General features: G+C 43.0%; 23 protein-coding genes. 7 read left to right on the forward strand and 16 right to left on the reverse strand.

Features of this window, described 5'->3' with window-relative positions:
* Positions 1–14: 14 nt before the first annotated feature.
* Positions 15–260 (forward strand): hypothetical protein, encoded by a 246-nt coding sequence (locus ACQY1X_RS09535; protein WP_002739747.1) that lies wholly within the window; start codon positions 15–17, stop codon positions 258–260.
* Positions 260–601: a type II toxin-antitoxin system PemK/MazF family toxin gene (locus ACQY1X_RS09540; RefSeq protein WP_012268344.1), complete on the forward strand. Its 342-nt coding sequence runs from the start codon at positions 260–262 to the stop codon at positions 599–601. The genes ACQY1X_RS09535 and ACQY1X_RS09540 overlap by 1 nt, the downstream gene beginning before the upstream one ends.
* 614 nt (positions 602–1215) lie before the next feature.
* On the opposite strand, the gene ACQY1X_RS09545 is transcribed toward ACQY1X_RS09540, so the two are convergent.
* On the reverse strand, positions 1216–2802 hold the full coding sequence (locus ACQY1X_RS09545) for a hypothetical protein (protein WP_430014465.1): 1587 nt from the start codon (positions 2800–2802) through the stop codon (positions 1216–1218).
* Between the two features lie 275 nt (positions 2803–3077).
* On the opposite strand from ACQY1X_RS09545, the gene ACQY1X_RS09550 reads away from it, so the two are divergent.
* From ACQY1X_RS09550 to ACQY1X_RS09560, 3 genes are all read left to right on the forward strand, one after another.
* Entirely contained in the window at positions 3078–3362 is a 285-nt protein-coding gene (locus ACQY1X_RS09550) for a BrnT family toxin (protein ID WP_002779234.1), read from the forward strand.
* Positions 3363–3369: 7 nt separating this feature from the next.
* Positions 3370–3522, forward strand: coding sequence for a hypothetical protein (locus ACQY1X_RS09555; protein WP_223211048.1), 153 nt, complete (start codon positions 3370–3372; stop codon positions 3520–3522).
* A gap of 183 nt (positions 3523–3705) precedes the next feature.
* Positions 3706–3882 carry a hypothetical protein gene (locus ACQY1X_RS09560; protein WP_002739998.1) on the forward strand — a complete coding sequence of 59 codons (177 nt, stop codon included), beginning with the start codon at positions 3706–3708 and terminating at the stop codon, positions 3880–3882.
* Here ACQY1X_RS09560 and ACQY1X_RS09565 read toward each other — a convergent pair.
* Together ACQY1X_RS09565 and ACQY1X_RS09570 are read right to left on the reverse strand one after the other, a co-directional pair.
* Entirely contained in the window at positions 3808–4077 is a 270-nt protein-coding gene (locus tag ACQY1X_RS09565) for a type II toxin-antitoxin system RelE family toxin (protein WP_002779230.1), read from the reverse strand. The two genes, ACQY1X_RS09560 and ACQY1X_RS09565, sit on opposite strands and share 75 nt — an antisense overlap.
* The gene (locus ACQY1X_RS09570) at positions 4074–4292 is read right to left on the reverse strand and encodes a hypothetical protein (protein ID WP_002748617.1); all 219 of its coding nucleotides are present in this window, start codon (positions 4290–4292) and stop codon (positions 4074–4076) included. The genes ACQY1X_RS09565 and ACQY1X_RS09570 overlap by 4 nt, the downstream gene beginning before the upstream one ends.
* A 421-nt stretch (positions 4293–4713) precedes the next feature.
* Between ACQY1X_RS09570 and ACQY1X_RS09575 the strand changes: the two genes are divergently transcribed.
* Positions 4714–5607 (forward strand): hypothetical protein, encoded by an 894-nt coding sequence (locus tag ACQY1X_RS09575; RefSeq protein WP_430014466.1) that lies wholly within the window; start codon positions 4714–4716, stop codon positions 5605–5607.
* 71 nt (positions 5608–5678) lie between these two features.
* Here ACQY1X_RS09575 and purH read toward each other — a convergent pair whose 3' ends face one another.
* The 6 genes from purH to ACQY1X_RS09605 form a co-directional block, all read right to left on the reverse strand.
* Positions 5679–7214 carry a bifunctional phosphoribosylaminoimidazolecarboxamide formyltransferase/IMP cyclohydrolase gene (purH, locus tag ACQY1X_RS09580; RefSeq protein WP_430014467.1) on the reverse strand — a complete coding sequence of 512 codons (1536 nt, stop codon included), beginning with the start codon at positions 7212–7214 and terminating at the stop codon, positions 5679–5681.
* A 419-nt stretch (positions 7215–7633) separates the two neighbouring features.
* Complete coding sequence (locus ACQY1X_RS09585; protein ID WP_430015631.1) at positions 7634–8347, reverse strand: polysaccharide deacetylase family protein; 714 nt, start codon at positions 8345–8347, stop codon at positions 7634–7636.
* 168 nt (positions 8348–8515) lie between these two features.
* Complete coding sequence (locus ACQY1X_RS09590; protein WP_002793277.1) at positions 8516–8776, reverse strand: hypothetical protein; 261 nt, start codon at positions 8774–8776, stop codon at positions 8516–8518.
* A 1-nt stretch (position 8777) separates the two neighbouring features.
* Positions 8778–10718 (reverse strand): bluetail domain-containing putative surface protein, encoded by a 1941-nt coding sequence (locus ACQY1X_RS09595; protein WP_430015632.1) that lies wholly within the window; start codon positions 10716–10718, stop codon positions 8778–8780.
* A 1785-nt stretch (positions 10719–12503) separates the two neighbouring features.
* Positions 12504–16340 (reverse strand): S8 family serine peptidase, encoded by a 3837-nt coding sequence (locus ACQY1X_RS09600; RefSeq protein WP_430014469.1) that lies wholly within the window; start codon positions 16338–16340, stop codon positions 12504–12506.
* A gap of 939 nt (positions 16341–17279) precedes the next feature.
* Complete coding sequence (locus ACQY1X_RS09605) at positions 17280–18356, reverse strand: AI-2E family transporter (RefSeq protein WP_002740146.1); 1077 nt, start codon at positions 18354–18356, stop codon at positions 17280–17282.
* 377 nt (positions 18357–18733) lie between these two features.
* Between ACQY1X_RS09605 and ACQY1X_RS09610 the strand changes: the two genes are divergently transcribed.
* Positions 18734–19501, forward strand: a complete 768-nt coding sequence (locus ACQY1X_RS09610) for an ABC transporter ATP-binding protein (protein WP_042791122.1) — start codon at positions 18734–18736, stop codon at positions 19499–19501.
* Between the two features lie 5 nt (positions 19502–19506).
* On the opposite strand, the gene ACQY1X_RS09615 is transcribed toward ACQY1X_RS09610, so the two are convergent.
* From ACQY1X_RS09615 to ACQY1X_RS09645, 7 genes are all read right to left on the reverse strand, one after another.
* Positions 19507–19812, reverse strand: coding sequence for a hypothetical protein (locus ACQY1X_RS09615; protein ID WP_002739492.1), 306 nt, complete (start codon positions 19810–19812; stop codon positions 19507–19509).
* Positions 19809–20093 carry a hypothetical protein gene (locus ACQY1X_RS09620; RefSeq protein WP_002739848.1) on the reverse strand — a complete coding sequence of 95 codons (285 nt, stop codon included), beginning with the start codon at positions 20091–20093 and terminating at the stop codon, positions 19809–19811. Before ACQY1X_RS09620 ends, ACQY1X_RS09615 begins: the two co-directional genes overlap by 4 nt.
* Before the next feature lie 135 nt (positions 20094–20228).
* Entirely contained in the window at positions 20229–20507 is a 279-nt protein-coding gene (locus ACQY1X_RS09625; RefSeq protein ID WP_353847148.1) for a YgiT-type zinc finger protein, read from the reverse strand.
* Positions 20446–20763, reverse strand: coding sequence for a DUF4258 domain-containing protein (locus tag ACQY1X_RS09630; RefSeq protein WP_430015633.1), 318 nt, complete (start codon positions 20761–20763; stop codon positions 20446–20448). Before ACQY1X_RS09630 ends, ACQY1X_RS09625 begins: the two co-directional genes overlap by 62 nt.
* A gap of 108 nt (positions 20764–20871) precedes the next feature.
* Positions 20872–21120 carry a hypothetical protein gene (locus tag ACQY1X_RS09635; RefSeq protein WP_002739691.1) on the reverse strand — a complete coding sequence of 83 codons (249 nt, stop codon included), beginning with the start codon at positions 21118–21120 and terminating at the stop codon, positions 20872–20874.
* A gap of 330 nt (positions 21121–21450) precedes the next feature.
* Positions 21451–21702 carry a hypothetical protein gene (locus ACQY1X_RS09640; RefSeq protein WP_002779207.1) on the reverse strand — a complete coding sequence of 84 codons (252 nt, stop codon included), beginning with the start codon at positions 21700–21702 and terminating at the stop codon, positions 21451–21453.
* Between the two features lie 35 nt (positions 21703–21737).
* Positions 21738–21935: a hypothetical protein gene (locus ACQY1X_RS09645; RefSeq protein WP_002739967.1), complete on the reverse strand. Its 198-nt coding sequence runs from the start codon at positions 21933–21935 to the stop codon at positions 21738–21740.
* Positions 21936–22030 lie beyond the last annotated feature (95 nt).

Consider the following 22030-nt stretch of genomic DNA (forward strand, 5'->3'; position numbering starts at 1 on the left):
TACGAGAGAAAAGTATGCCTGAATTAAAAATTAGCATTAGTGAGGCTGCTCACAAAACGCTGTTAGCACTCGTTGACTCCTCTGGGGATACGCTCCCAACAGTATTAGACAAAGCCATCGAAAATTATCGCAGATATGTTTTTCTAGTTCAAGCGAATGAAGCCTTCGCCGCCTTAAGGAAGAATGAGACTTTATGGCAAGAGGAAATTTCTGAAAGGCAGACATGGGAGCAAACTCTCGCTGATGGAGTAGAAGGGTAGTGGCAGAAATTACCAGAGGAGAAATATGGCTAGCAGACCTTAATCCAGTAAGAGGGCATGAACAGGCTGGTAAGCGTCCATGTTTAGTGATTTCAGCAGACCTGTTTAATCAGGGTGCATCTGGCTTAGTTGTTGTTTTGCCAGTAACTTCTAAAGACAAAGGAATCCCTTTTCACATAAAAGTGGAACCTCCAGAGGGAGGAGTGAAAATGCCAAGTTTTATCAAGTGCGAGGACGTAAGATCAATCTCAGTAGAACGACTTGAGAAGCGATGGGGAACTGTATCCTCAGAAACGCTGGCATTGGTTGAAGACAGACTGAGAATCTTAATGGGACTGTAATGAAGATATTTTGACCAATTTGCGCTCCAAGCCCAGGTTTTAGTTTGCATTCTTCCACTGTTCCAATGCCACCTTCGTGTGACTGTACCATTCTGAATTTGATTACGATTAGGCTTGCCCTCGTAACCCCCCGATAGCAGCAATTCTCAATTTGCCCTGTAGCAAGGCTTTTGGGAGTTAGTTCGCATAATACGGGGTAAAATTCAATGGGATTGCGAATTTCATTTCACGAGTCTTCAGGCTTTTGACTTGATAGTACACCCAAAGTTGCCCCAAAAATCCCCCTTTAAAATGTTCTTTAAATCCCTAAAAGGCTTGCTGTGTCTAAAACTGAGAATTGCTGGCCCGATAGACCAACCAATGCCTTCAGCATCGCACTTAAACTCACATCTTTAATCAATGTGCATGGTGCGTTCCCAAAAATTGATCGGTGGAGCAGTGGGAGCCAGATTAGGGAACGCACCCTAGAAGATCTGAATGTATATCTGATGGTTAAACGCTTAAGATCGGTGATCGCACTGCGTTATTCATGGTTGTTATCTAAGCAACCGATTGAATCAAAAAATACTCGTCAAATAGCTAAAGAAAATTGATTTAGTCAATTTTCAACTCAGCTAATTTAGTTTATATAAATAGGCTTCGGGAGTTTCTAAAACAAGATTAGCTTTTTGCTCTAGCGATGGAGTTTTAGTTAGGGAAAAAATGGGAAATAGATCATTCATTTCCAAGTCCATTTTAAACTTGGATTGCAGTATATAGTCACCTGTTTGACAGCTATTAACAACCTGTAAGTTTCTTTTAGTTATATGATTATCAATATAGTCGTATTGATTGTTTATTTTTCTTTTGCCTTTCTTGGCTGGATAACAAATATTTGATCTAGGGGGAATCTGATTAAAAATGTCTATAATATCAGAAGCAGATAGTAGTCTTTCTGTACTATATTTACTAGATATATAGCGTTGATCGAAGTCGAGATTTGTAGCGATAGAATAACCAATTAATCCAATTAAAATAATACCGAAAAATCTTGACCATTTGTTATTAAAATTTAAGTAAGCTAAACTGATAATTCCCATCAACATTGGCGCAAACCAAATTAATATTTTACGGTGAGAGAAAAAGTATTCTTCTTGATAATTGGAAGCAGCATACATAAAAATTAGCCAAGTTAGAGCAAGAACAGCTAATATAGTTTTGTTACCTTGAAACTTTCTGAGGGTAAAGTATAAAGAAATAACACAAAAAAACACTGACAAAAATAAATTAAACCATAGCCAATCCTTCGAGATAAAATACACTTGATTACCAAGAAAAACAAACTCCCAAATAGCTTTAAATAAGCGAGCTAACAGATTAGCATTTTCAGTTGTTGTCTCGTCCGAACCTATAATTGCATTGATGATCGCTTTGGTGTTGCTAAAATTACGAGCAATTTCTACTTTCCAATAGTGTAGTAGAGCAATATTCGAGGAAATAATCGCTAACAAAGGTAAAAGACACTTGAGAAAATTTTTCCTGTTCTTATAGACAAACCATAGAGAAGTAAGGATACATACGACAGGAAGAACGAACATTGTAGTAGAATGTAAACTTACCAAGATGGCTAAAATTACACCATAGACTATCCAAGAAATTGCTTGATAATATGAAGGTTGTTTAGTCTCTAACTGAAATTTATAAAGGAGTACAAAGATTATTAGAAAAAACGGTATTGGACTAGGATTCCAAGAAAAATTACTAATAAAATAGTCTGTATAAAACGTGCTATACCAAAACCCAGCCAGACTCGATAAGAGGATTCGCTTGGAAAATTCCACCTTTTCCAAAAGTTGATAAACTAGATAGATTAGGAGTGGAATCGCTAAAAAGGAAAAAACACCATTAGCTAAAACTAGAAAAGCGGGATCGGAACCAAAAATAGTAAAAGGAAATACTAAATAAAAGTAAAGAGGAGGAATAGTAAAGGGATATTTTCCTCCAGAACCAGCCATACCTAAAGCGGGTATTTTTCCCTGCCACATATTGATTACAGTATTGCCAATTACTATCTGATCGGGCTCTGGTCCGATATCAAAGGTAACGTATTCAAAAGCAGTGATAATTCTCGTAAAAAATGCGAAGGCAATGGCTAAGATTATCAAAACCACTGCTGTTAACTGCATTCTATCTTTGGGTCTGAAGTTAATTAATTTTTGCATTGATTAACATAATTTACGAATGACGATTTGAGATTATACAACTTCAACTCTATTATACAAGAAAACAAGGCTGAAACTACAAGATCGGCGATCGCGCCATGCGATCAGCGATTGCACTTGATTTACGGTCGGTTCTGTCTCAAATGTGAAAGTAGTCATACCATGTATCGAGTAATGTTGTCTGATGTTCTATCACCAGCCGATCAATTTGATTCAACTCATGTTCTTGAAAGTCTATGTTAAAATCATAGTGATTAGGCTTATCAACTCCGCCTATGGATGAAAGCTTTGAATGGGATGAAGATAAAAATCGTTTAAACCAACAGAAACACGATGTTTCCTTTGAATTAGCTCAATACGCATTTTTTGACCCCAACAGAGTTATCGTACAAGATCTGGCTCACAGTCAAGAAGAAAATCGATTTTACTGTATGGGGCAAATCAATGAAGAAATTATCACAGTACGCTTTACTTACCGGGAAGGAAAAGTTAGAATTTTTGGAGCTGGTTATTGGCGAAAAGGACGTAAACTATATGAACAGCAAAATAACTTATACTGATGAACCAATGGAACTGGGACAAGTCGTTAAAGATTTTTTACCGCCTCCAGACCAGTTAGTTCCTAAAGGTAAAACCAAAACTACTCAAGTAACATTAGAATTAACAGAAGAAAGTGTAAGCTTCTTTAAATCTCAAGCAGATCGAAAGCAAATTACTTAGGAAAAAATAATCGAATTACTGGTGAAACAATATGCTCGTGAATGTATATCTGATGGTTAAACGCTTCATAAGAGCATTGTCTAACCGACATTATAGCTGACTTGAAAAAGGTGCGTTACACGCGCGTTTTCGCACCCTACAAGATCGGCATCGCACTTAAACTCACAGCCTCAATAAATGTGCATGGTGCGTTCCCAAAAATCGATCGGTGGAGCAGCAGGAGCCAGATTAGGGAACGCACCCTATGGCGATGGCGTGCTGCTACGCAGTGCCTTCGGCATCGCACTACAATTGCTCCAGCAGCATATCGTACTCTGCATGGGAACCAACCCAGAACCAAATCACCGTATCATCCTCTAATTGACCGACAGCACGATAATCCCTATTGATGCGTGCAGAATAGATGGGCAGCTTTGGATGGACTTTCTTGAATCGCAAGCTGGGATAGCTTGGGTCTTCTTTGAATTGCCGATACGCTTTACGGGTCTGCTCTTGAATCGGTTTTGGAAGATCTGCAAACATCTCCCGAAAACGAGCAGTGGTACAAGACTTCACAACGTTTCTGGGTCTAATTCTTGAGTCTTGCCCAATCGATGTTCTGCCATTGCTTCGGCTGCTAGTTTAGCCAGCAAGTTTGGTGAGCGGGCAAAGGAGTCATTCCATCGCTTTTCTTCTTCGAGTTCTGCCAAAATTAGGGTTGCGATCGCGTCCTGTTGATCGGTTGACAAGGTTTGTAATTGGGCGATCGCCTGCTCAAGTCGTTCAGTCATATACAACATCTAACGTATAGGGCTTAATATATTCTAGCCTCCACGTTGCTACAGCGATGGCGTACTGCTACCCAGTGCCTTCAGCATCGCACTTAAACTCATAGCTTCATATGGGCATGGTGCGTTCCCAAAAATCTATTGGTGGAGCAGTAGGATCCAGATTAGGAAACACACCCTACAAGATCGGCGTGCTGCTACGCAGTGCCTTCGGCATCGCACTAATCAACCCATTGAATCCAAAAATACTCGGCTCTTCTAGGTTCTGTGTGATAAGTTTAACTTACATAGGATTGATCGATCTTTGTGTCCTTTGTGTCTGGAGTGGTTCGTTCCACCCCCTCGCTGGGAGGAATGTATCTTAGAATACATTTTACCCACCAAACCTGGGAGAGCCAATACTCGTTAATTGTAGTTAAAATCCATGAAAACCTTTCTCAAAAATATGGCAGCACCTTGGCAAGCAATCTCAGAGATTCTTAAAAACCTTAAGTCTCTGAATAGTTCTTCCTCAAAATATCAAGATATACTAGCAGAGTTACAAATTGATAATTATCTGATAGAAAACTTGCATAAAAACCCAAAATATGATAACCCTAAAAAACTAAACCGCTACGAATTTAAGGTTTTTTCCCAAGCGGGAGAAGATGGCATTATTAGCGAGATTTTTAATCGGATTGGAACCACAAATAAATTCTTTGTGGAATTTGGAGTTGGTAACGGTTTAGAAAATAATAGTGCCTATTTGTTAGTGAAAGGATGGCAAGGTTATTGGATTGAAGGCAGTGAGCGATTTTGTAAAAGTATTCGCCAATCTTTTAAAGATTTAATTGCTAACCAACAATTAACTTTAAAAAATACTTTCATCACTGCCGCAAATATTGAAGACTTGTTTCGAGAGGGCAATGTACCGACAGAATTAGATTTATTATCCATTGATATTGATGGTAATGATTATTGGGTCTGGCAAGCAATTACTAATTATCGTCCCCGGGTGGTAATTGTCGAATATAATGCTATTTATCCCCCCGAATCCAGTTGGGTGATGCAGTATAATCCTAGTCACCAATGGAAATATAATAGTCATGTGGGATCAAGTTTGAAAGCTCTAGAAAAACTTGGTCATCAACAGGGTTATAAACTGGTGGGTTGTAGTTTTTCGGGAGTAAATGCTTTCTTCGTGCGAGAAGATTTACTTGCAGATCATTTCTGTTCCCCTTTTAGTGCTGAAAATCATTACGAACCCGCGCGCTATTTTCTTTGTTCCCAAAAAGCTGGTCATCCTCGCACTTTTGGCAAATTTAAGACTATTGAATAGGGTAAATTAACCAATAATTAATACAAAGTTGGGGTGCGTTAATTTAAGCAACAACACACCCTAACTTTGTATTAATGCAAGAAATGACGAATGCCTGTTAAGACCATAATTAAACCTAACTCATTAGCGGCATTAATCGAATCCTGATCTTTTAAAGAACCTCCTGGTTGAACAATTGCCTCGATGCCAAACTGGGCCGCCGTGCGAATAGTATCATCAAAGGGGAAAAAGCCGTCACTAGCTAAATAGCCACCTTTGGCCGCTTCCCCTGCTTGTTCAAGGGCAATTTTCGCCGAACCAACGCGATTCATTTGCCCTGCACCAACCCCTAAAGTAGTTTTATTTTTCGTCACCACAATAGCGTTAGATTTAACGTGCTTAGATACCTTCCAAGCAAACAGTAATTCCGCTAATTGTGCGGCAGTGGGTTGTTTTTCTGTCACCACGCGCCACTCCTCCGGGGTTTCTACCACGTCATCGGCCGCTTGTACTAGAAAACCGCCGGCGATAACTTTTATTGTTTGTTTTTCTCCCGTGGTTAAATCCGGCAGCAATAAAATCCGCACCTTTGATTTTTTAGCAAGGATATCTCGGGCTTCAGGGCTACAATCGGGGGCAACCACGCATTCTAGGAAGGTTTTCGTTAATTCTTTAGCGGTTGCTTCATCTATGGCTTGATTTAGGGCAACAATACCCCCAAAAGCGGAGGTAGCATCGGCATGAAAAGCTTTAGTATAAGCTTCCACTAAACTACCACCGATCGCCACACCACAGGGATTAGTGTGTTTCAAGATAGCGGCGGCCGGTTCTTCCCTGCCGAATTCGGCGATTAAACGGCGGGCTGCTTCTAAATCGACTAAATTGTTATAACTTAGTTCTTTTCCCTGTAATAAGGTCGCTTTTCCCCAACCTTGAGCCATTGTACCGCTGCCGTACCAGGTGGCACTTTGGTGGGGATTTTCGCCGTAACGCAGGGTTTGCAGGGCATTTCCCGCCAAATTAAAGCGCGTCGTTTCCCCGTTTAAGCTGGCGAAATAGGATGCGATCGCACCATCGTAGGCATTGGTTAAGGCGAAGGTTTCCCCCGCCATTTTTTGACGGAATTCCAGGGAGATTTCGCCGTTATTTTGCCGTAATTGGCTTAAATACTGCTCGTAATACTTCGGGTTACTGATGACAGTCAAATGGGCGAAATTTTTAGCCGAGGCGCGTAACATCGCCGGACCGCCAATATCGATTTGTTCGATCGCCTGAGCGGTGGTAACATCAGGATTAGCGATCGTCTGTTCAAAGGGATAGAGATTAACCACCACCAAATCAAAAGGACGAATTTGATTAGCCTCCATTTCCGCTAAATCTGATTGCCAATCCCGTCTAGCCAAAATACCGCCATGGATGCGAGGATGGAGAGTTTTCACCCTTCCGCCCAAGATTTCAGGAGAGCCTGTGTATTCTCCCACTTTTATCACGGGAATCCCCGCCGATTGCAGTGTTTTGGCGGTTCCTCCACTGCTAATAATTTCAAAATCAAACTCTTCTGTTAGCTGACGGGCAAAGTCAACTATTCCGGTTTTGTCAGTCACGCTGATCAGCGCTAAACGTCCCATAGTAGTGATCTATAAGCAACCATTTCAGTATATCTCAGTCCTAACCCGTTAAAAATTAAAAAAAGTAGGTTAGTAAATAATCAGCGACTTCTATATTTTCCTCTCTCAAATATCAACTTATGCCAAGGCAATTTTTAAAGTCCTCCCAGAAAGATTTGGTCTGACTTGTTAAAAAAATACAGGATTGTTCGGGGTCAACAAGTCCCTCTAGATTGATAAAAACCCCTCAGCAAAACTCATCGCCCAATCTTGTCAGATTCCCATCATCTTTTTTTTGTCTTTAATGCCGAGAAAATCAGCTAATAAGTAGTCGGACATAAATTCTGTTGTCTATCTTACTTATAGAAATGTAAATTGCCGGAATTCTTACTGACGACTGACTCCTTACCCTACAGTTAACTTTACTTTTGTTCAACTACTTAACGTTTGTGATCAACTAATTGGCTGAGAGTCACCACCTGATAACCTTGATCGTGTAATTTCCCTAATAAATTCTTCAGCACGAGCGCCGTATTTTCATCTCTTTCGGGGGAGCCACCGTGAAGCACTAAAATCGCCCCGGGGAAAATAAATTGCGAGATATACCAAGTGGTAAATTGAGGGTGATTCGTTCCTTTTCTGGTATCTAAAGGAATCATGGAAGCGAGAGCAAATCGGGACTCGTAGCCGGGGAATGTCCCCAAAAACGAGCGCATAGATTGATTATAGAAGGCTTGACCAGGACGATACCAGCGCGGTGCTTGACCAGTAAGACCACTTAAAATATCGTTAGCTTCCCGAAACTGACTGGCAAAAGCGTCGGCAGCCAGTTGACTGGTACGCAGATCCTGGGTGCCGTGATTAGCGATTTCGTGACCTTGGGCGATTAGGCTCTCAATCAAGGTGGAGTTCGGTTGTAGGTGTCCCGTGATCAGAAAAAAAGTCGCCTTGACAGCAGTTGCTGGGCTGGCTTTTTCTCGATTATGATCGGCGATCGCCGCTAAAATGCGATCGGTGGATTTTCCTTCCAGATCGTTGGGAGTGGGTAGATCATCGATAGTAAGGGCGATAATTTTCTCTCCTGTCGGTTGATAGAAAATTGCCCTGGGGAAAAGTCGAGCGACGATCGAGATAATTAATTTGGCAATGCTCATTCATACTAAATCCGTTGAGTATAGGCTACATATCAGGAGAGGCAAGAGGCAAGGGGCAAAAGGAGCTATAGATAATCAGTTTTTAATAACCAGATTTAGCATGAGAAGAGAAGTAAAGATTAGCGACTACAGGCCAAAGATTATTGATGCAGGAGATATTTACGCATTTTATTCAGTTTCTGCATCAGCGACAAAACTGAGGATAGCGACTGCGGGTAAAAATAGGGTAGTGGTCACGATCGCCGCAGCTAATCCCAGACGCTGATGACAACTACCAAACCGGTGAGCCTTTTCTCCTAAAGCCGAGCGATCGGATGCTGGTAGCTTGAAAGCTGAGATAATCCAGATAAAAACCCTATGAACATTTGAAAGACCCCCAACAGTAGGAGAAGAGTCTCCTACTGCCTGCAAACTTAAATGATCTCTCAATCTAGATCACTACCACTGGTGTAGCGGCAGCAATGTTGTAACCACTCAGTTGAATGATCGCATCACTAGCGGCTTGGAAACCGGCCGCTCCATTATTGAGAGCGATAAAAGTACCACTTTGTCCTGTCACTTTAAAGGCCGCCGCAGTGTTAGCAGCAAAGGCCGCATTAGTCAAGACCAACTGAATCGCCGCTTCGGTTAAAGCAGTAGCTGTGCCTTTCGATGCGGTCAAAGTGATTGGTGCAATAGGCGCAGGGGCATTAATGCGATCAAGACTAGCACCCGTGCCACTGTAGCCTTGAATAACATCAAAGCCACTCAGCAGCGACTCACCTAGAGAATTGTAGTTCAAAGTATCCAATCCCGTACTTCCCGTCAGACTATCCTTGCCAAGACCACCGGTAAGAGAATTATTCAGAGTATTGCCGACGATGTTGTCGTTGAGGCTACCACCAATAACATTTTCAAAGGCAGTGGCACTAGCTAGGGTGAGAGTGAGATTCCCGGCGGTGACGGTTTGGGCGACGATACTGCCGAGATTGAGGTTGATGGTTTTAGTTGTGGTCGCCGCAAAGTTGAGGGTATCGATTCCAGAGGCATCAATGAGGCGATCGCTACCCAAGACCAGATCCGTGTCGAAGAGGTAGGTGTCGTTACCCGCTCCACCATCAAGGGTGTCATTACCCGCTCCACCATCAAGGGTGTCATTACCTCCCACTCCAGCCAGGGCATCGGCAAAGCTTGTCCCGACCAAGTTGTTATTGGCCGCGTTACCATCATTGTCAAGAATGGTGGCCGTAGCCGTGCCTGATCCACTAATAGTGTAGCCGACGGGGGCGGTAATTTTGGTGATGATGGTTTCACTGGGATCACTCAAGAGGTCATCTTTGGTGGGCAGGATGATGGTAGCTTTGGAGGAACCTGCCAAAAAGGTGACGGTGTTAGGAGTAGTGCCTGTGTAGTCAACACCTGGAGTGGCCGTACCGGCAAGGGTGTAGTTAACCGTTAAGGCACTGGAGAGGTCGCCGGTGCGGGTGAGGGTAAAGACACTGCTCACGGAACCGGCTTCCTTACCATCGGTGGTTTTGGCGATCGAGATTGATTTGGTGTCAGCCTGAATACGTAAGGCGTAGGCTCCCAAACTTCCCCAAGTTGTTTCACCAAAGGACTGATCCGGAAGCGTTGAGTTAGGACCAACTTTGACAAAGTAATTTTGCCCAGCTACCAGTCCCGAATAAGTTAATCCAGTGACATCAACCAATGCGTTGTTATTCCAATCCGCGAGAACTCCTCCACTTGCATTAAGGATTTGGGCATCAAGATGCAGATTTCCATATCCAGCTGGCAGGTCTTCGCCAATAAAGTTGGTACCATCTTTGCTGAAAATTAGAGCATTATTGACTGAAATGTTTACGCTTCCAGCAGCAGGGGCGGTAAATTTGAAGTAATCATAGTCTATCCCAGTATTACCATCATCTGATGCTAGTGTAATCCATTCAAAGGCCCCACCGTAACCAGTGGAATCTAGGGTAATCGTCTGAGCACTAGCTATATCCGTATTCGGAGTCCCTTCAACATAGCGACCGATTCCTTCCCCCCTGATCTGGAGAAAATCATTTTCAGTGTTTGTCGCATTCGAGTATTGGCCGCGCGAGAATTGCGTTAACTGCTTGGAATAGCCGACACCCATGATAGGTGCCCAGCCAGGGCTTGAGCCGCCTCCTGCATAGTATTCGGTAGAACCCTGACCGTCATGACTAAGATTGAGATTGTGTCCAGCCTCATGGGAAGCCGCTTCTGCGATATTTTTTGCAGTTCCTAAGCGACTTGGAAACACAAGCGCAGGTTTGTAATAGTTAGTTGTATCAACGAGATCGTAAATGCCAACATAGGCAATTCCCCCAGCCCCCGACCATTGGCTACCAATGTTCCCAATAGACACAACTGTCCCATAAGCACTGTCGCTTGTGCTAGACCGAGTAATCTTGTCAATGGTTGGTGTTGCCGTTGTTACGTTGACATCAAAAGGTGCATAGTCAGCAGCTACCCGACGGAAAATTTCCTTCATTGCATCAAATTCTGCTTGTGAATATGCCGTACTGACGATTGAGTCCAAAGAAAAGACAGCTATAGAAGAAATGCGGTCAGCACCCAAGGATGTGGCATTCCAAGCAGTGGCCGATGTGTTGTAGCCATCAAAATCCAGATAAATAGTCTTGGAAGAGAAGGGATTGGAACTGAGATTAAAGACTTCTGCATTGGAAATGCTTGTGAAGTCAAAGCTTCCTTGAGTGTTTACGGTTGCAAATTTCGGAATTGGTGTATTTCGTGGCTTAATAGAGATTGTATTTTCTATAACCGAGATGAGACTTGAGTAGTTAACCGTCTTGGGGGGTAACAGATAGTCTCGCGTCCCTTGAGGAGCATTAGGAGACAAGGAGCTTAGAGGTTGCAGTCCCAATTTGCTACTGTGGTATTGACCGCACGAGTAACAGTATGTGATATGGGTTTCTCCAGTTTTCTGGGTGAGATTGTCCTGATTAACCCTCGAATCCCATCCCTCGGCAGTGGGTACAGAGACAAGACCCAACCCTGGACTGGTGGTGACGGGGTCGGTAGTGGGTACAGAGGCAGGACTCGGCGCTGGACTGGCGAGATAACCAGAAGAGTCAATACTAAGAGAAGCGGGAAAGACCACTTGACTCGTAGCAGCAGGGGAGACTGGAACCGTGGGGGCCTCAGAGGAGACTGTAGATGGGGAGGGGTTAGAGTTCAGGACTCCTAAGGGAGAAGTTTCCTTCGATACAGTTAAATCGTCGGAACCTGTTAAATCAAAGGTGATTGGGGAGGCTCCGTCAAAACTCAAAAAATCTTCTAGAGATGACATATCTGTACTAGATAAATTGGAACTTAATTGTGTTGTCTTCATCAGCAGGCACACCCCATTTTCCGAAAATTAATCGGTCAATTACCTGGGGGTGTTGAATTTTTTCTGTTTATGGTTAGGGAAAAAGACCAGCCCAACCTTTCTGCCCTGGGGCTAAATCTTTCATCTACTTATGATTATAAATAGATAAGTTTAAGAAAAAAATAAATTTTTTCTTAAATTAATTTATCCAAGAGCCTGATTATTCACAGCAATAAGAAAAGTATTGTTGAGAATAATGAAGAAACTCAGAAGTATTGTCAAGTTTTGTCGAAAATATACGCAAATAACAGCAAACAACTGCTACTGTGGTTAGTGCAAGTTTACCTTACAGTTCCAATGAAACTATCAGATTATGCCAAGAAAAAGGGGATCAATTACTGGACTTACACGATACATAAATACTAAAAAATCAACAAAACCCTTATAACTTTTTTCAAAAAGTGTTTCATACTTGAATGTTAAGATTTTGAAGATCATGACCAAGTTATGTATTCGCTCTGATGATACCAAAAAGGACTGATTATTGACTCCATTCTCAATAGTCAATCTAATTTAGCACTGTAAAATACTGGTTTTGTGAAGTTTTATTGCAGGATTCAACACTTCTGAATAGGCGGTTAAAATGCGACTTAGCTTATAATTACCGTAAACTCCCGCCCGAATCAATTGTTTGAACAACAATTAATATTTGCTTCACTTTTTTGACACACAATGGAAAACCGGCGGGAAAACTGAGCAATCTCTGAGCCAGATTATTCTTTCCCAGCCGGTTTATGTTGACACTTAGCCTCAAGTCATCTAAGCCGCGAAGATATTATCTTCTGTCAAGTTAAGGTTAGGAGTCAAGGTCGCCAAGAGAGTCTGAACCGATGAACCATTACCATCCACATCAAAGAAGAGTTGGCCTGTTGGTTTATTAAAGATAAAGCGATGGCTGGCCGTCGTGGCGACGGTTCCCAAGACAAATTGAGCCGCCGCAATACTTTCACCGGTGATTAATCCGCCACCAAAACCCGCCGCCGAGACTTGGAGCGTATCTTGGAAAACGTTGAAGTCCGTAATCGTATCTTGGCCTTCACTGGCAAGGCTATAGGCAATTACGTCAAAACCAGCACCAGAGGTAATCGTGTCATTCCCTGCAGCACCTACTAACATATCGCTGGCATTGGAACCAATCAAAATGTCATGGCCCGCTCGACCGCTCAGATTGCGGGTAGTTCCGGCTTCGATCACATCGTTACCCGTGGTTCCCTGTTGATTGAGAACACCGTCATCATTCAGGATCGTAGTGGTGACAGCACCTGGTGTGCCAATGGTATAGCCAGTGCCACTTGCTAGGGTAAAGGCGATCGTTTCATTGGCTTCTTTGACGGTATCTCCGGTGGTCACGATCTCGATCTGAGCCGTTGTCTGACCAGATGCGAAGACAATATTACCCGTTGTTGGTGAGACAAAATTCCCGCCGTAGGCATTGTAGTCATTGCCACGAGTCGCCGTACCACCAAGGGTAAAGTTAACCGTTAAAGAGTTAGTGGTGGCTCCTGAACGAGTGAAGTTATAGACGAGGTTAGTTTTGCCGTTTTCACTCACGCCGCTATAGTTACTAGCCAAGGAAACAACCGGTAAGGTTCCTCCATCATTATCAGCAATATTGACTGTGGCACTAGCTGCAGCCCCTACGGTGTAGCCTGTTCCCGCTAAGACGGTGAGAATGGCGGTTTCTGTGCCTTCTACGAGGGTGTCGTCAATGACATTGAGGTTAACCACTGCGGTGGCAGAACCCGCGGCAAAATTTACTGGGGTCAAAATGGTCGTATAATCCGCGCCATTGGTCGCTGTGCCGTTCATGGCGATGTTAACCGTCAAGGCGCCGGCGGTGGAACCAGTGCGAGTGAGAGTATATTGACCATTGTTGGCGGGTTCGCCAGCCACGGCATCGGTGGCTGCTACTGTGATTGCGGGTAAATCATTATCAGCAATATTGACTGTGGCACTAGCTGCAGCCCCTACGGTATAACCCGCTCCTGCCGCAACATTCAGAATAGCGGTTTCGGTGCCTTCTACAAGGGTGTCGTCAATGACATTGAGGTTAACCACTGCGGTGGCAGAACCCGCTAAGAAGGTTACGGTGGTAGGAATGGCGGTGTAATCCGCTCCATTGGTCGCTGTGCCGTTCACGGCGATGTTAACCGTCAAGGCACTGGCGGTGGAACCAGTGCGAGTGAGGGTATATTGACCATTGTTGGCGGGTTCACCAGCCACGGCATCGGTGGCTGCTACTGTCACCACCGGAAGGGCAGTACCCGTACCAAAAATATTTAACTTCCAGGAACCCCATGTTCCGACATCTTGTGCAAATTGATCAGCAACCTTTAGCGTCCAGTTGCCTAAAGAAGATTCATCCCAAGCTCGTTTGGTAGTAAAAACCCAACTAGAATAATTATCGTTGCTATCGTTGTGGAATTCAGCTAAACGGGAGATTGTGCCACTGGGAGAGGTTAAGGTAACAACTAAATCTCCACGATAGGTGTGAGCCGCATCAAAAACAACTTCAACAGTTTCTACTTTCAGATTTTGTGATACGTTTACTGTCCTAGAAATTCCCGTAGAACTATTGTCTGGAATAGCGGCATTAACCGTTTGAGTACCAGAAGTGAAGGATGTTTCCGAACCGACATTCACCCAGTTTTTTGCAAGGTTGACGGCGGACAAGGCATCCACCGCTCCAAAACCGTAATTGTGATTGACAGATCGACCTGCACCATTGGTTGTCCAGTCAGTGTTCGTGGGATCATTTTTTTCCGCACTCCGAACTAGAATGTGCTGTACATCTCGCCAAGTAAGGTTAGGATTTGCTTGTAACATCAATGCGATTACCCCTGAAACCAAAGGAGTCGCTGAGGACGTACCACCAAAGTCATTTGTGTAATTTTGATCAGTCAGACCATTGTAGCCATCAGTCCCCATTAGATCCGTGGTAACAACTCCCAATGTTCCACCATCGGAAGGAGCTGTTACCAAAAGATTAGCTCCTGGTTCGCTGTACCCAGAAAAAACACCATTAGAATCATTTCTGTGAGCAGCAACGGCAACAACATATCGTGAGTTCGCATAGCCGTCATAATTTGAATTATCTAAACTATCTCGACCATTACCACCCGCCCAAACATAAATGTTGCCCTTTCCTGCCCTTCCAGTGGTCACTCCATTCTGAAGTGCGGCAAGTAGTAAAGGACCAGGTGCTTCTTTTATGGAGCCAGTGTCAGCAGGTCCCCAACTGTTGCTGTAAATATGATTACTCTGCAATTGATAGGTTAAAGCATTCGCTTCTTGTTGGTCATTTGCAGGAGCGGCAATTAGACGAATTCCAGATAAGCCCGCCCCATAGGCAACGCCCGAAACTCCAATACTGTTATTTCCCCTTGCCCCAGCAACACCACCTGCAGAAGTTCCATGACCATCTCCTGCAGAGGGTGTAGGATTGCTATCATTATCATTAAAGTCAAAACTTGAGGATGCTTGATAAGCTGGAGCAATGTCAGGATGTGCAAATTGTAGTCCATCATCAACGATAGCAATCGTTACCCCAATACCGTTAATAGGTCTGTTTTGGCTATCAAGAACGTCCCATGCTCCTATCACATTAGCATCAACGTTTGGAGTTCCTCCTCCCTGCCCTGTGTTATTCAAATGCCACTGTTGAGAAAATAGAAGATCGTTGGGAATAAAACGAGCTTCATGTTGACGAGGGACAAGAGGAAAGAAAAAGTCTATAGTACCTCCTTTGTCGTGAATACCTTTTAGAATTTGGGCAATTTCTTGGGGGGATTTGGTCTTAGAAAACTCAAATAAATAAGTTCCGGGAATAAACCCTGTTTTACCTTTGTTGGTTGCCCCTAAAAGAGTTGCTAAATCCCTAGGAGATTGAGAGCCAGAAATGCCGATTGCCCACTGTTTTGTCTGTGAAAACTCATCAAGTGAATAGTTACTCAGAATAGATGATCTTTCAATTGATTGCTTAATCGTATCAGATAAATTTCGAGCTGATCCACTAATGGAATCTTTCGGTACTAAAGGAATCGTGGAAAAAGGAGAGAACTTGGGCTGAATTGGTTTATTTAAGGCACTCGTAATAGCAGAGCTAGGAGCCGCTCCGCCCCAGCTATTAACATTGGTCGGTAATCCAACCCGAAAAGGACTGGGATTGGGATCTAGAAAAAGGGAAGCTTTCGGCAAAACTCCCCCCACCTTGGAGGACGTTAGCATTTCCCCCAGAGCGCTACTTCCTGTCCTCGTCATACCCGTATCGTGAAAAGGGTCGTCAACGCTTTCCCCAGTATTCTGTAATAGCTTCCCCTCTGTCTTCAATGGAGAGGGAAGGGTTTGGATAGCGGGAAGGACCACTGGACTCGTAGCAGCAGGGGAGGCTGAAACCGTAGGAGCCTCCGAGGAGACTGTAGATGGGGAGGGGTCAGAGTTCAGGACTCCTAAGGGAGAAGTTTCCTTCGATACAGTTAAATCGTCGGAACCTGTTAAATCAAAGGTGATTGGGGAGGCTCCATCAAAACTCAAAGAATCTTCTAGAGATGACATATCTGTGCTAGATAAATTGGAACTTACTTGTGTTGTCTTCATCAGCAGGCACACCCCATTTTCCGAAAATTAATCGGTCAATTACCTGGGGGTGTTGAATTTTTTCTGTTTATGGTCAGGGAAAAAGACAAGCCCAACTTTTCTGCCCTGGGGCTAAATCTCTCATATACTTATGATTATAAATAGACAAGTTTAACAAAAAAATAAATTTTTTCTTAAATTTATCCAAGAGCCTGATGAGTCACAGCAACAAGAAAAGTATTATTGAGAATGAAAAAACGTGAAAGTATTAAGCTGCCCGTGCATTTAAATTACTCCTTGAGACGCAGTTAAAATTCGTTGCGTAAATGCGTCCTAGCTTACTAGGTCAGGGTTTCTCAATCAACAGAGTAAATACTAAGACTATTTTCCAAAAACTGTAGCCCAATTATAGAAAAGATAATTAAGTGGATAAATCGCCTCTTATTGTTTCCGTGTGTAAGGGAGAAGAATAGAAATAATTTTCTAAAATATAGTCTTTAAAACCTTGCCTAGCAAGAGTTGTATAAATAAGCACTAATAAATATACTAGGTTTATCAGAGATAATAAATGGGTAATATTTGGAGATAAAAAGTAATTTTTTGTTTAATAACTGGTAAAATTTTTTATAGTTTTTTAACTGATTTGCGATTTATATTTTTTAAATATAAATCAGTAATTTTATTTATTTTTCTATTAATTACCAGCCAAATATACACCTTTATCTTCTTACAATAAATCAGCCGCCACATTCAAATCAATACCTATTGCTTAAATCAAACCTTCTCCTCACTTCAGTCTGGTTTCTGCGGTTTGATTGCTTGCTGTCACTAACCGAAGAAATCTTACCTTTAGATGAGCCTACTTTTACCTCAATCTGCTTAACCGGAACCGTGGCTAAATTAATCTTTTTTTCCTAAGTTTCCTGGAAAGATTAAGGTAAAAATTAGCTCTATCCGCCCTTAGATTGGCTGATCATGGCTATTGGCCACCGATTCGGGGCTATCCTCGCCAATCCAAGCCCTAACTAACTCGTAGCAGAGACCGAGCAGAACCGGCCCGACGAACAAACCAATAATCCCATAGGCGATCACTCCCCCGAACACCCCTAGCAGAATCACCACCATGGGAATGGGCAGACCGCGCCCCATTAAGATCGGTTTGAGGAAATTATCCACCAAGGTGGCGGGAATCATCCAGAGGGTAAATAATAGGGCGATGGAATGGGGTAGTGTTACCCAAGCGTGAATGAGCGCCCCCAAGACAATCAAACCAGGGCCAATTTGGAGAATGCCCAAAATTAGGGTGAGGAAAGTTAATAAACCGGCCGCAGGGGTTCCCACCGTCACTAAACCGATGCCGATCAAAAGACTCTGGATAATAGCAACGCCAATAACACCACGGCTAACATTGCGGACGGTGGAGGCGGTTAGACTGGCCAGCGCGATGCCTCGACCTGGGGCAATCTTTTCCGCTAAACGGTTCATCAGGTGAGTCAGATTTTTAGCCGAGAGGGTGAGGGCCGCCGCAATCAGAATCGAGGCGATAAATTTCAGCACCGTCAGACCGGTACTGGTGGCTAGGGAAAGGGATATTTTGCCCAGTTCTTTTAATTGTGGCTCGAAGCGTTGAAGAAATTGACCCGTGTTATCCGATGCCTGCTGCCAGAGACCGGCAATCCTTTCGCCGATTAGCGGCCAGGTGGCCAGATCGGCGGGGGGAGGGGGAATCACCGCCGCACCGGTATCGATATATTCGGCCAGCGTTCGCAGATTACCGGCCAGAACCGCTGCAATACCACTCACCGGACCGATAATAATCCCTAGACAAAGTAGGGTGAGGAGAACTGTGGCCAGTTTCGCCCGGCCCGCGAGTAACTTTTTTAACCAGAGAAAGAGCGGATACCAAGCGATCGCCAGAATTGCTCCCCAGAGGATCATGGTTAGGAAGGGACGCAGCAGGGTAAAACCAGCAAATAACAACAGGCCGAGAAAAAACAGCCGGATGACGAGATCGATAATTTTAGCGTCATTTTTCATCAATAGCGATCGCCTTTTGGCTAGATGAGGACATTGCTGCAATTATGGCAGTTTTTCGTTATCGGTAGTGATTCGCTAGTAGTGGTGAGCCTTCTTGCTGATCTGGTGGGGATTGTGTAGAATGTTTCCTGATCAAAATAACTGCCCGATAAATCTCTACAACTGATTCTTTCAGGGTAAATCTCCTGACAAATATCTTTTTTTTTGGTCGGTGCAATGCTTACTTCCAATCGTCTTGATCGAGTAAAATCGACTAATTTAATCTATTAAGTAGGTAGGTGTTAAAAGTTGTCAGACACCCCCCTTATCAAGGGGGGCAGGGGGGATCGAAGCTAAAATCCATTTTTAATTTAATTATAACCAGCTACTTAACAATGATGCAGACAAATTTATTAGAAGTGCGGGGAGCCACCCGTCGATTTGGGGGATTAGTCGCTGTTGATGGCGTTGGCTTTCAGGTACAAAAAAACGAGATTTTTGGCTTAATTGGACCCAATGGGGCGGGAAAAACGACTTTATTTAATCTGATCACCGGTTTAATTCCCCTATCCAGTGGTGATTTAATTTATCAAGGCGACAGTCTGGCGAAATATCGTCCTCACCAGATCGCTCAGGCAGGAATTGCCCGTACTTTCCAGAATTTGCGCTTATTTGGTGAATTATCGGCTTTAGAAAATGTAGCGATCGCTGGTCACATTCATAATAGATCCAATCTCTGGACGGGAATTTTGGGTTTACCAGTTTCGAGAAGGGAGGAGGAAAAAACCTACAAAAGAGCGGGGGAATTATTAGATTTAGTCGGACTAACCGACCAAAGCAATCGAAAAGCCCGTAATTTAGCATATGGTGATCAAAGACGCTTGGAAATTGCCCGCGCTTTAGCTTTGCAACCCCAGTTATTACTCCTCGATGAACCAGCAGCCGGGATGAATCCCAGCGAAAAGGGGGCATTAAGTCAGCTAATTCGACAAATTCGCGATAATTTAGCTCTAACCGTCCTGTTAATCGAACATCATGTGCCTTTAGTGATGGGATTATGCGATCGCATTGCCGTGTTAGATTTCGGTAAGTTAATCGCTTTGGGAGATCCAGTCACAGTCAGGGAGAATCGCGCAGTGATTGAAGCTTATTTAGGGGATGAATAAGGATTTTAGATAATTTGTCCTTGTTGGCGTGCCTGCGCCCAAAATAAAGCAGCTTTTCGCATTGCATCCGTTGTAATGGCTAGGTATTCTATTGAGTTAGCTAACTCATCCAGTCGCTTAATTCCTTTAATCTTGTTAGCGCGTAACAACTCTCGACGCACCTCATAATCAGCAATTTCTGGAAGAATAACCCTAATACCTGCTTTAATTAGTGTTTGTAGCCAACAATTACAAGCTAGACTTTCAGGCGCTCGCTTAGGATTAGTAATTAAACCGATAATTCCCGTATCTAATAAAACTACTCTATTCACCAAGTTACTCCCTTTAAGTGAGCCGGAAATAAAGGACGCTCAGATAAACGATCTTGATTGAGTGCTTCGATTAAATATTCACCTGTTTCTTGTTGTTCCTGTTCATCTTCTTCATCAATCCAAGATTGAAGTAAATTAACCAGTTTGGTCTGTTTTTCTTGTTCTAAAATAGTATCCTTGAGCAACTTTAGGACATAAGCTTCTAGAGAAAGACCTTTCTCCCTCGCTTTTTGGCTGAGATATTGTTCGATTTCCGATGTTAAATTAAGAGTTAGTGGCATGGGCTTGACTTGAATCAATTTATCGTGTCTTTAACTATTATAAACAAAAAAGCGATCGCCCTCTACAAATATAGCGCAATCGCCCCTAATTTAAGACTTCAATTGTTGCTCGATTTGCCAGTTTTCTATTAAACACTAACTAGCAAAGTCAAATACTGGTGTTTCAATTACCCGTTTTGGTCGCTTATTTTCCCAGACAATTTCCTGCAAGCGTTCGACAGTTTCTGGTGCAAAAAAACGCTCTCCCGTTTCTACACAGACTCTAGCGGGGACATTTTCTATAATGAAAAAATTGCCATTGATTTCAAGGGTATAGGTAACTTCTTGTTCAATTAAGGTTTCTTGTCTAGAATTAGTTGACATCTGGTGTTCTCCTTGATTTAAAATAAATCCATAAATTTGGATCGGGTTCATATAGGGTAATAATTTTGAGCAAAGGGCGAGAGGGATAGCTACAATGAATGTGTAAGGCTCTATTAATTAGAGTAAATCCCAAAAGTAAACAGCTTGCACCATACTTATCAGCCGGATAATCTTCAATAATTTCGCTTTGTTCCATCGCCTCCCGTAATTCTTGAACACTGATCTGATGCAGGATACTTTGATTGACAGCGTGTTGAGAAAATTCAAATTGGTTTTGTCTAACTTTTTGACGAATTTCCTCAATCATTTCAGTGATAGCCGCCTTTACTTTGAGCGTAAATAGGCTCTTCTCGACTTTGTGTGATAATTTTTGCTTATGGAATCGTGAAATGTTGACGGAGAAAGACTTTTACGACTATTTTGCCGAAGAAACTATCAGTATAGGCTTCGTTTCCACACAGAAACCGGAAGAGCCGTAAATATCCGTCGCTGTCATTTCGCCAAATAACTGATCTTTAATTTCTAAATAATTTAGAGGTTGGGATGATGTTTCTCTTAGAAAGAAGGCCGCTTTAGCAATTCCCAATCTTTCTACGAGAGCTTTAACTCCCTCTTTTCTAATTTCCTCAATCTCAGGAATCGTCAAATCTGTTGGAACTTTCATAGTAATTTTCCTCAATTCGGCTCTTCTAGTTTCTGTGTGGAAACGAGGTCTATACTGATGGTTTCTTCGGCAAAACAGCCATAAAAGTCTTGCCCGATAAGCATTTCACAATTCCATAAGCAAAAATTATCACACAAAGTCGAGAAGAGCCTCAATTCAAGCGTCGAAATAGATTTTCAATTTTGCTTCATTCATCCACACTCCTACCACCATAACAAAAAAGCGATCGCCCTCTACAAATATAGCGTGATCGCATCTAATTCGAGACTATAGCTTTATTCGCCATTCCCTTCGCTTTCTTATAAATACTCAATCCCGCCCTGCATTTTGTCAGGACTCAGCCTTTAGGTTAGCCTGTACTGTAGAAGCAAGAGTTTTGTTATCTCGCGTTACTCTGATCAACAATCTTAATGCTTCGTTAACCGCATCAGCAGTGGGAAACATTTCTGCGACATCAGGCTCCAAGCGCACAGTGACTCCACCAAAGCTTTTTCTTCCAGAGCCTAACTTTCTAACTCGGAGGTGCTTCAAGTCATACTCTGTCCGTAAATCATCTTCCATTTCTGGCTCATCCCTCTTCATAAGCTTCTCGTTCGGTTTGCGTCACTTCCCTTGCACTAATGAGACTCATACCAGTGTAGTTCAGCTTTGCGGATTTCTCCATTAGGAAATTGAACTAAGCCGACTCCTTTTAGCTTTCGCCATCGACGACCCCCAAACTGCGCTTTTAGCCTTCTGAGTTCACGAATAGAGAGGTTGACGGCGATAATCTCTATTTCTGTTAGTTCTCCAATCAACTCAAAGCCATTACCCATGTCATCATTCTAACAAAGATTAATAAAAATCTGGAATGTCTCCCCAAAAAAGCGATCGCACTTTATCAATATAGCGCGATCGCTGCTAATTTAAG

The sequence above is a fragment of the Microcystis protocystis FBCC-A270 genome, from assembly GCF_050500235.1.
Classification (GTDB): Bacteria; Cyanobacteriota; Cyanobacteriia; order Cyanobacteriales; family Microcystaceae; genus Microcystis; species Microcystis ichthyoblabe_A.

Bases quoted from the DNA above. Each gene is read 5' to 3' on its own strand.
- ACQY1X_RS09575 (WP_430014466.1), top strand. From the start codon at position 4,714: ATGAAAACCTTTCTCAAAAATATGGCAGCACCTTGGCAAGCAATCTCA.
- ACQY1X_RS09620 (WP_002739848.1), bottom strand. From the start codon at position 20,093: ATGCCACTAACTCTTAATTTAACATCGGAAATCGAACAATATCTCAGC.
- ACQY1X_RS09560 (WP_002739998.1), top strand. From the start codon at position 3,706: ATGGTGCGTTCCCAAAAATCGATCGGTGGAGCAGCAGGAGCCAGATTA.
- ACQY1X_RS09570 (WP_002748617.1), bottom strand. From the start codon at position 4,292: ATGACTGAACGACTTGAGCAGGCGATCGCCCAATTACAAACCTTGTCA.
- ACQY1X_RS09535 (WP_002739747.1), top strand. From the start codon at position 15: ATGCCTGAATTAAAAATTAGCATTAGTGAGGCTGCTCACAAAACGCTG.
- ACQY1X_RS09605 (WP_002740146.1), bottom strand. From the start codon at position 18,356: ATGAAAAATGACGCTAAAATTATCGATCTCGTCATCCGGCTGTTTTTT.
- ACQY1X_RS09555 (WP_223211048.1), top strand. From the start codon at position 3,370: ATGGAACTGGGACAAGTCGTTAAAGATTTTTTACCGCCTCCAGACCAG.
- purH (WP_430014467.1), bottom strand. From the start codon at position 7,214: ATGGGACGTTTAGCGCTGATCAGCGTGACTGACAAAACCGGAATAGTT.
- ACQY1X_RS09545 (WP_430014465.1), bottom strand. From the start codon at position 2,802: ATGCAAAAATTAATTAACTTCAGACCCAAAGATAGAATGCAGTTAACA.
- ACQY1X_RS09630 (WP_430015633.1), bottom strand. From the start codon at position 20,763: ATGATTGAGGAAATTCGTCAAAAAGTTAGACAAAACCAATTTGAATTT.
- ACQY1X_RS09585 (WP_430015631.1), bottom strand. From the start codon at position 8,347: ATGAGCATTGCCAAATTAATTATCTCGATCGTCGCTCGACTTTTCCCC.
- ACQY1X_RS09610 (WP_042791122.1), top strand. From the start codon at position 18,734: ATGCAGACAAATTTATTAGAAGTGCGGGGAGCCACCCGTCGATTTGGG.
- ACQY1X_RS09625 (WP_353847148.1), bottom strand. From the start codon at position 20,507: ATGAACCCGATCCAAATTTATGGATTTATTTTAAATCAAGGAGAACAC.
- ACQY1X_RS09640 (WP_002779207.1), bottom strand. From the start codon at position 21,702: ATGAAGAGGGATGAGCCAGAAATGGAAGATGATTTACGGACAGAGTAT.
- ACQY1X_RS09645 (WP_002739967.1), bottom strand. From the start codon at position 21,935: ATGGGTAATGGCTTTGAGTTGATTGGAGAACTAACAGAAATAGAGATT.
- ACQY1X_RS09600 (WP_430014469.1), bottom strand. From the start codon at position 16,340: ATGAAGACAACACAAGTAAGTTCCAATTTATCTAGCACAGATATGTCA.
- ACQY1X_RS09635 (WP_002739691.1), bottom strand. From the start codon at position 21,120: ATGAAAGTTCCAACAGATTTGACGATTCCTGAGATTGAGGAAATTAGA.
- ACQY1X_RS09550 (WP_002779234.1), top strand. From the start codon at position 3,078: ATGGATGAAAGCTTTGAATGGGATGAAGATAAAAATCGTTTAAACCAA.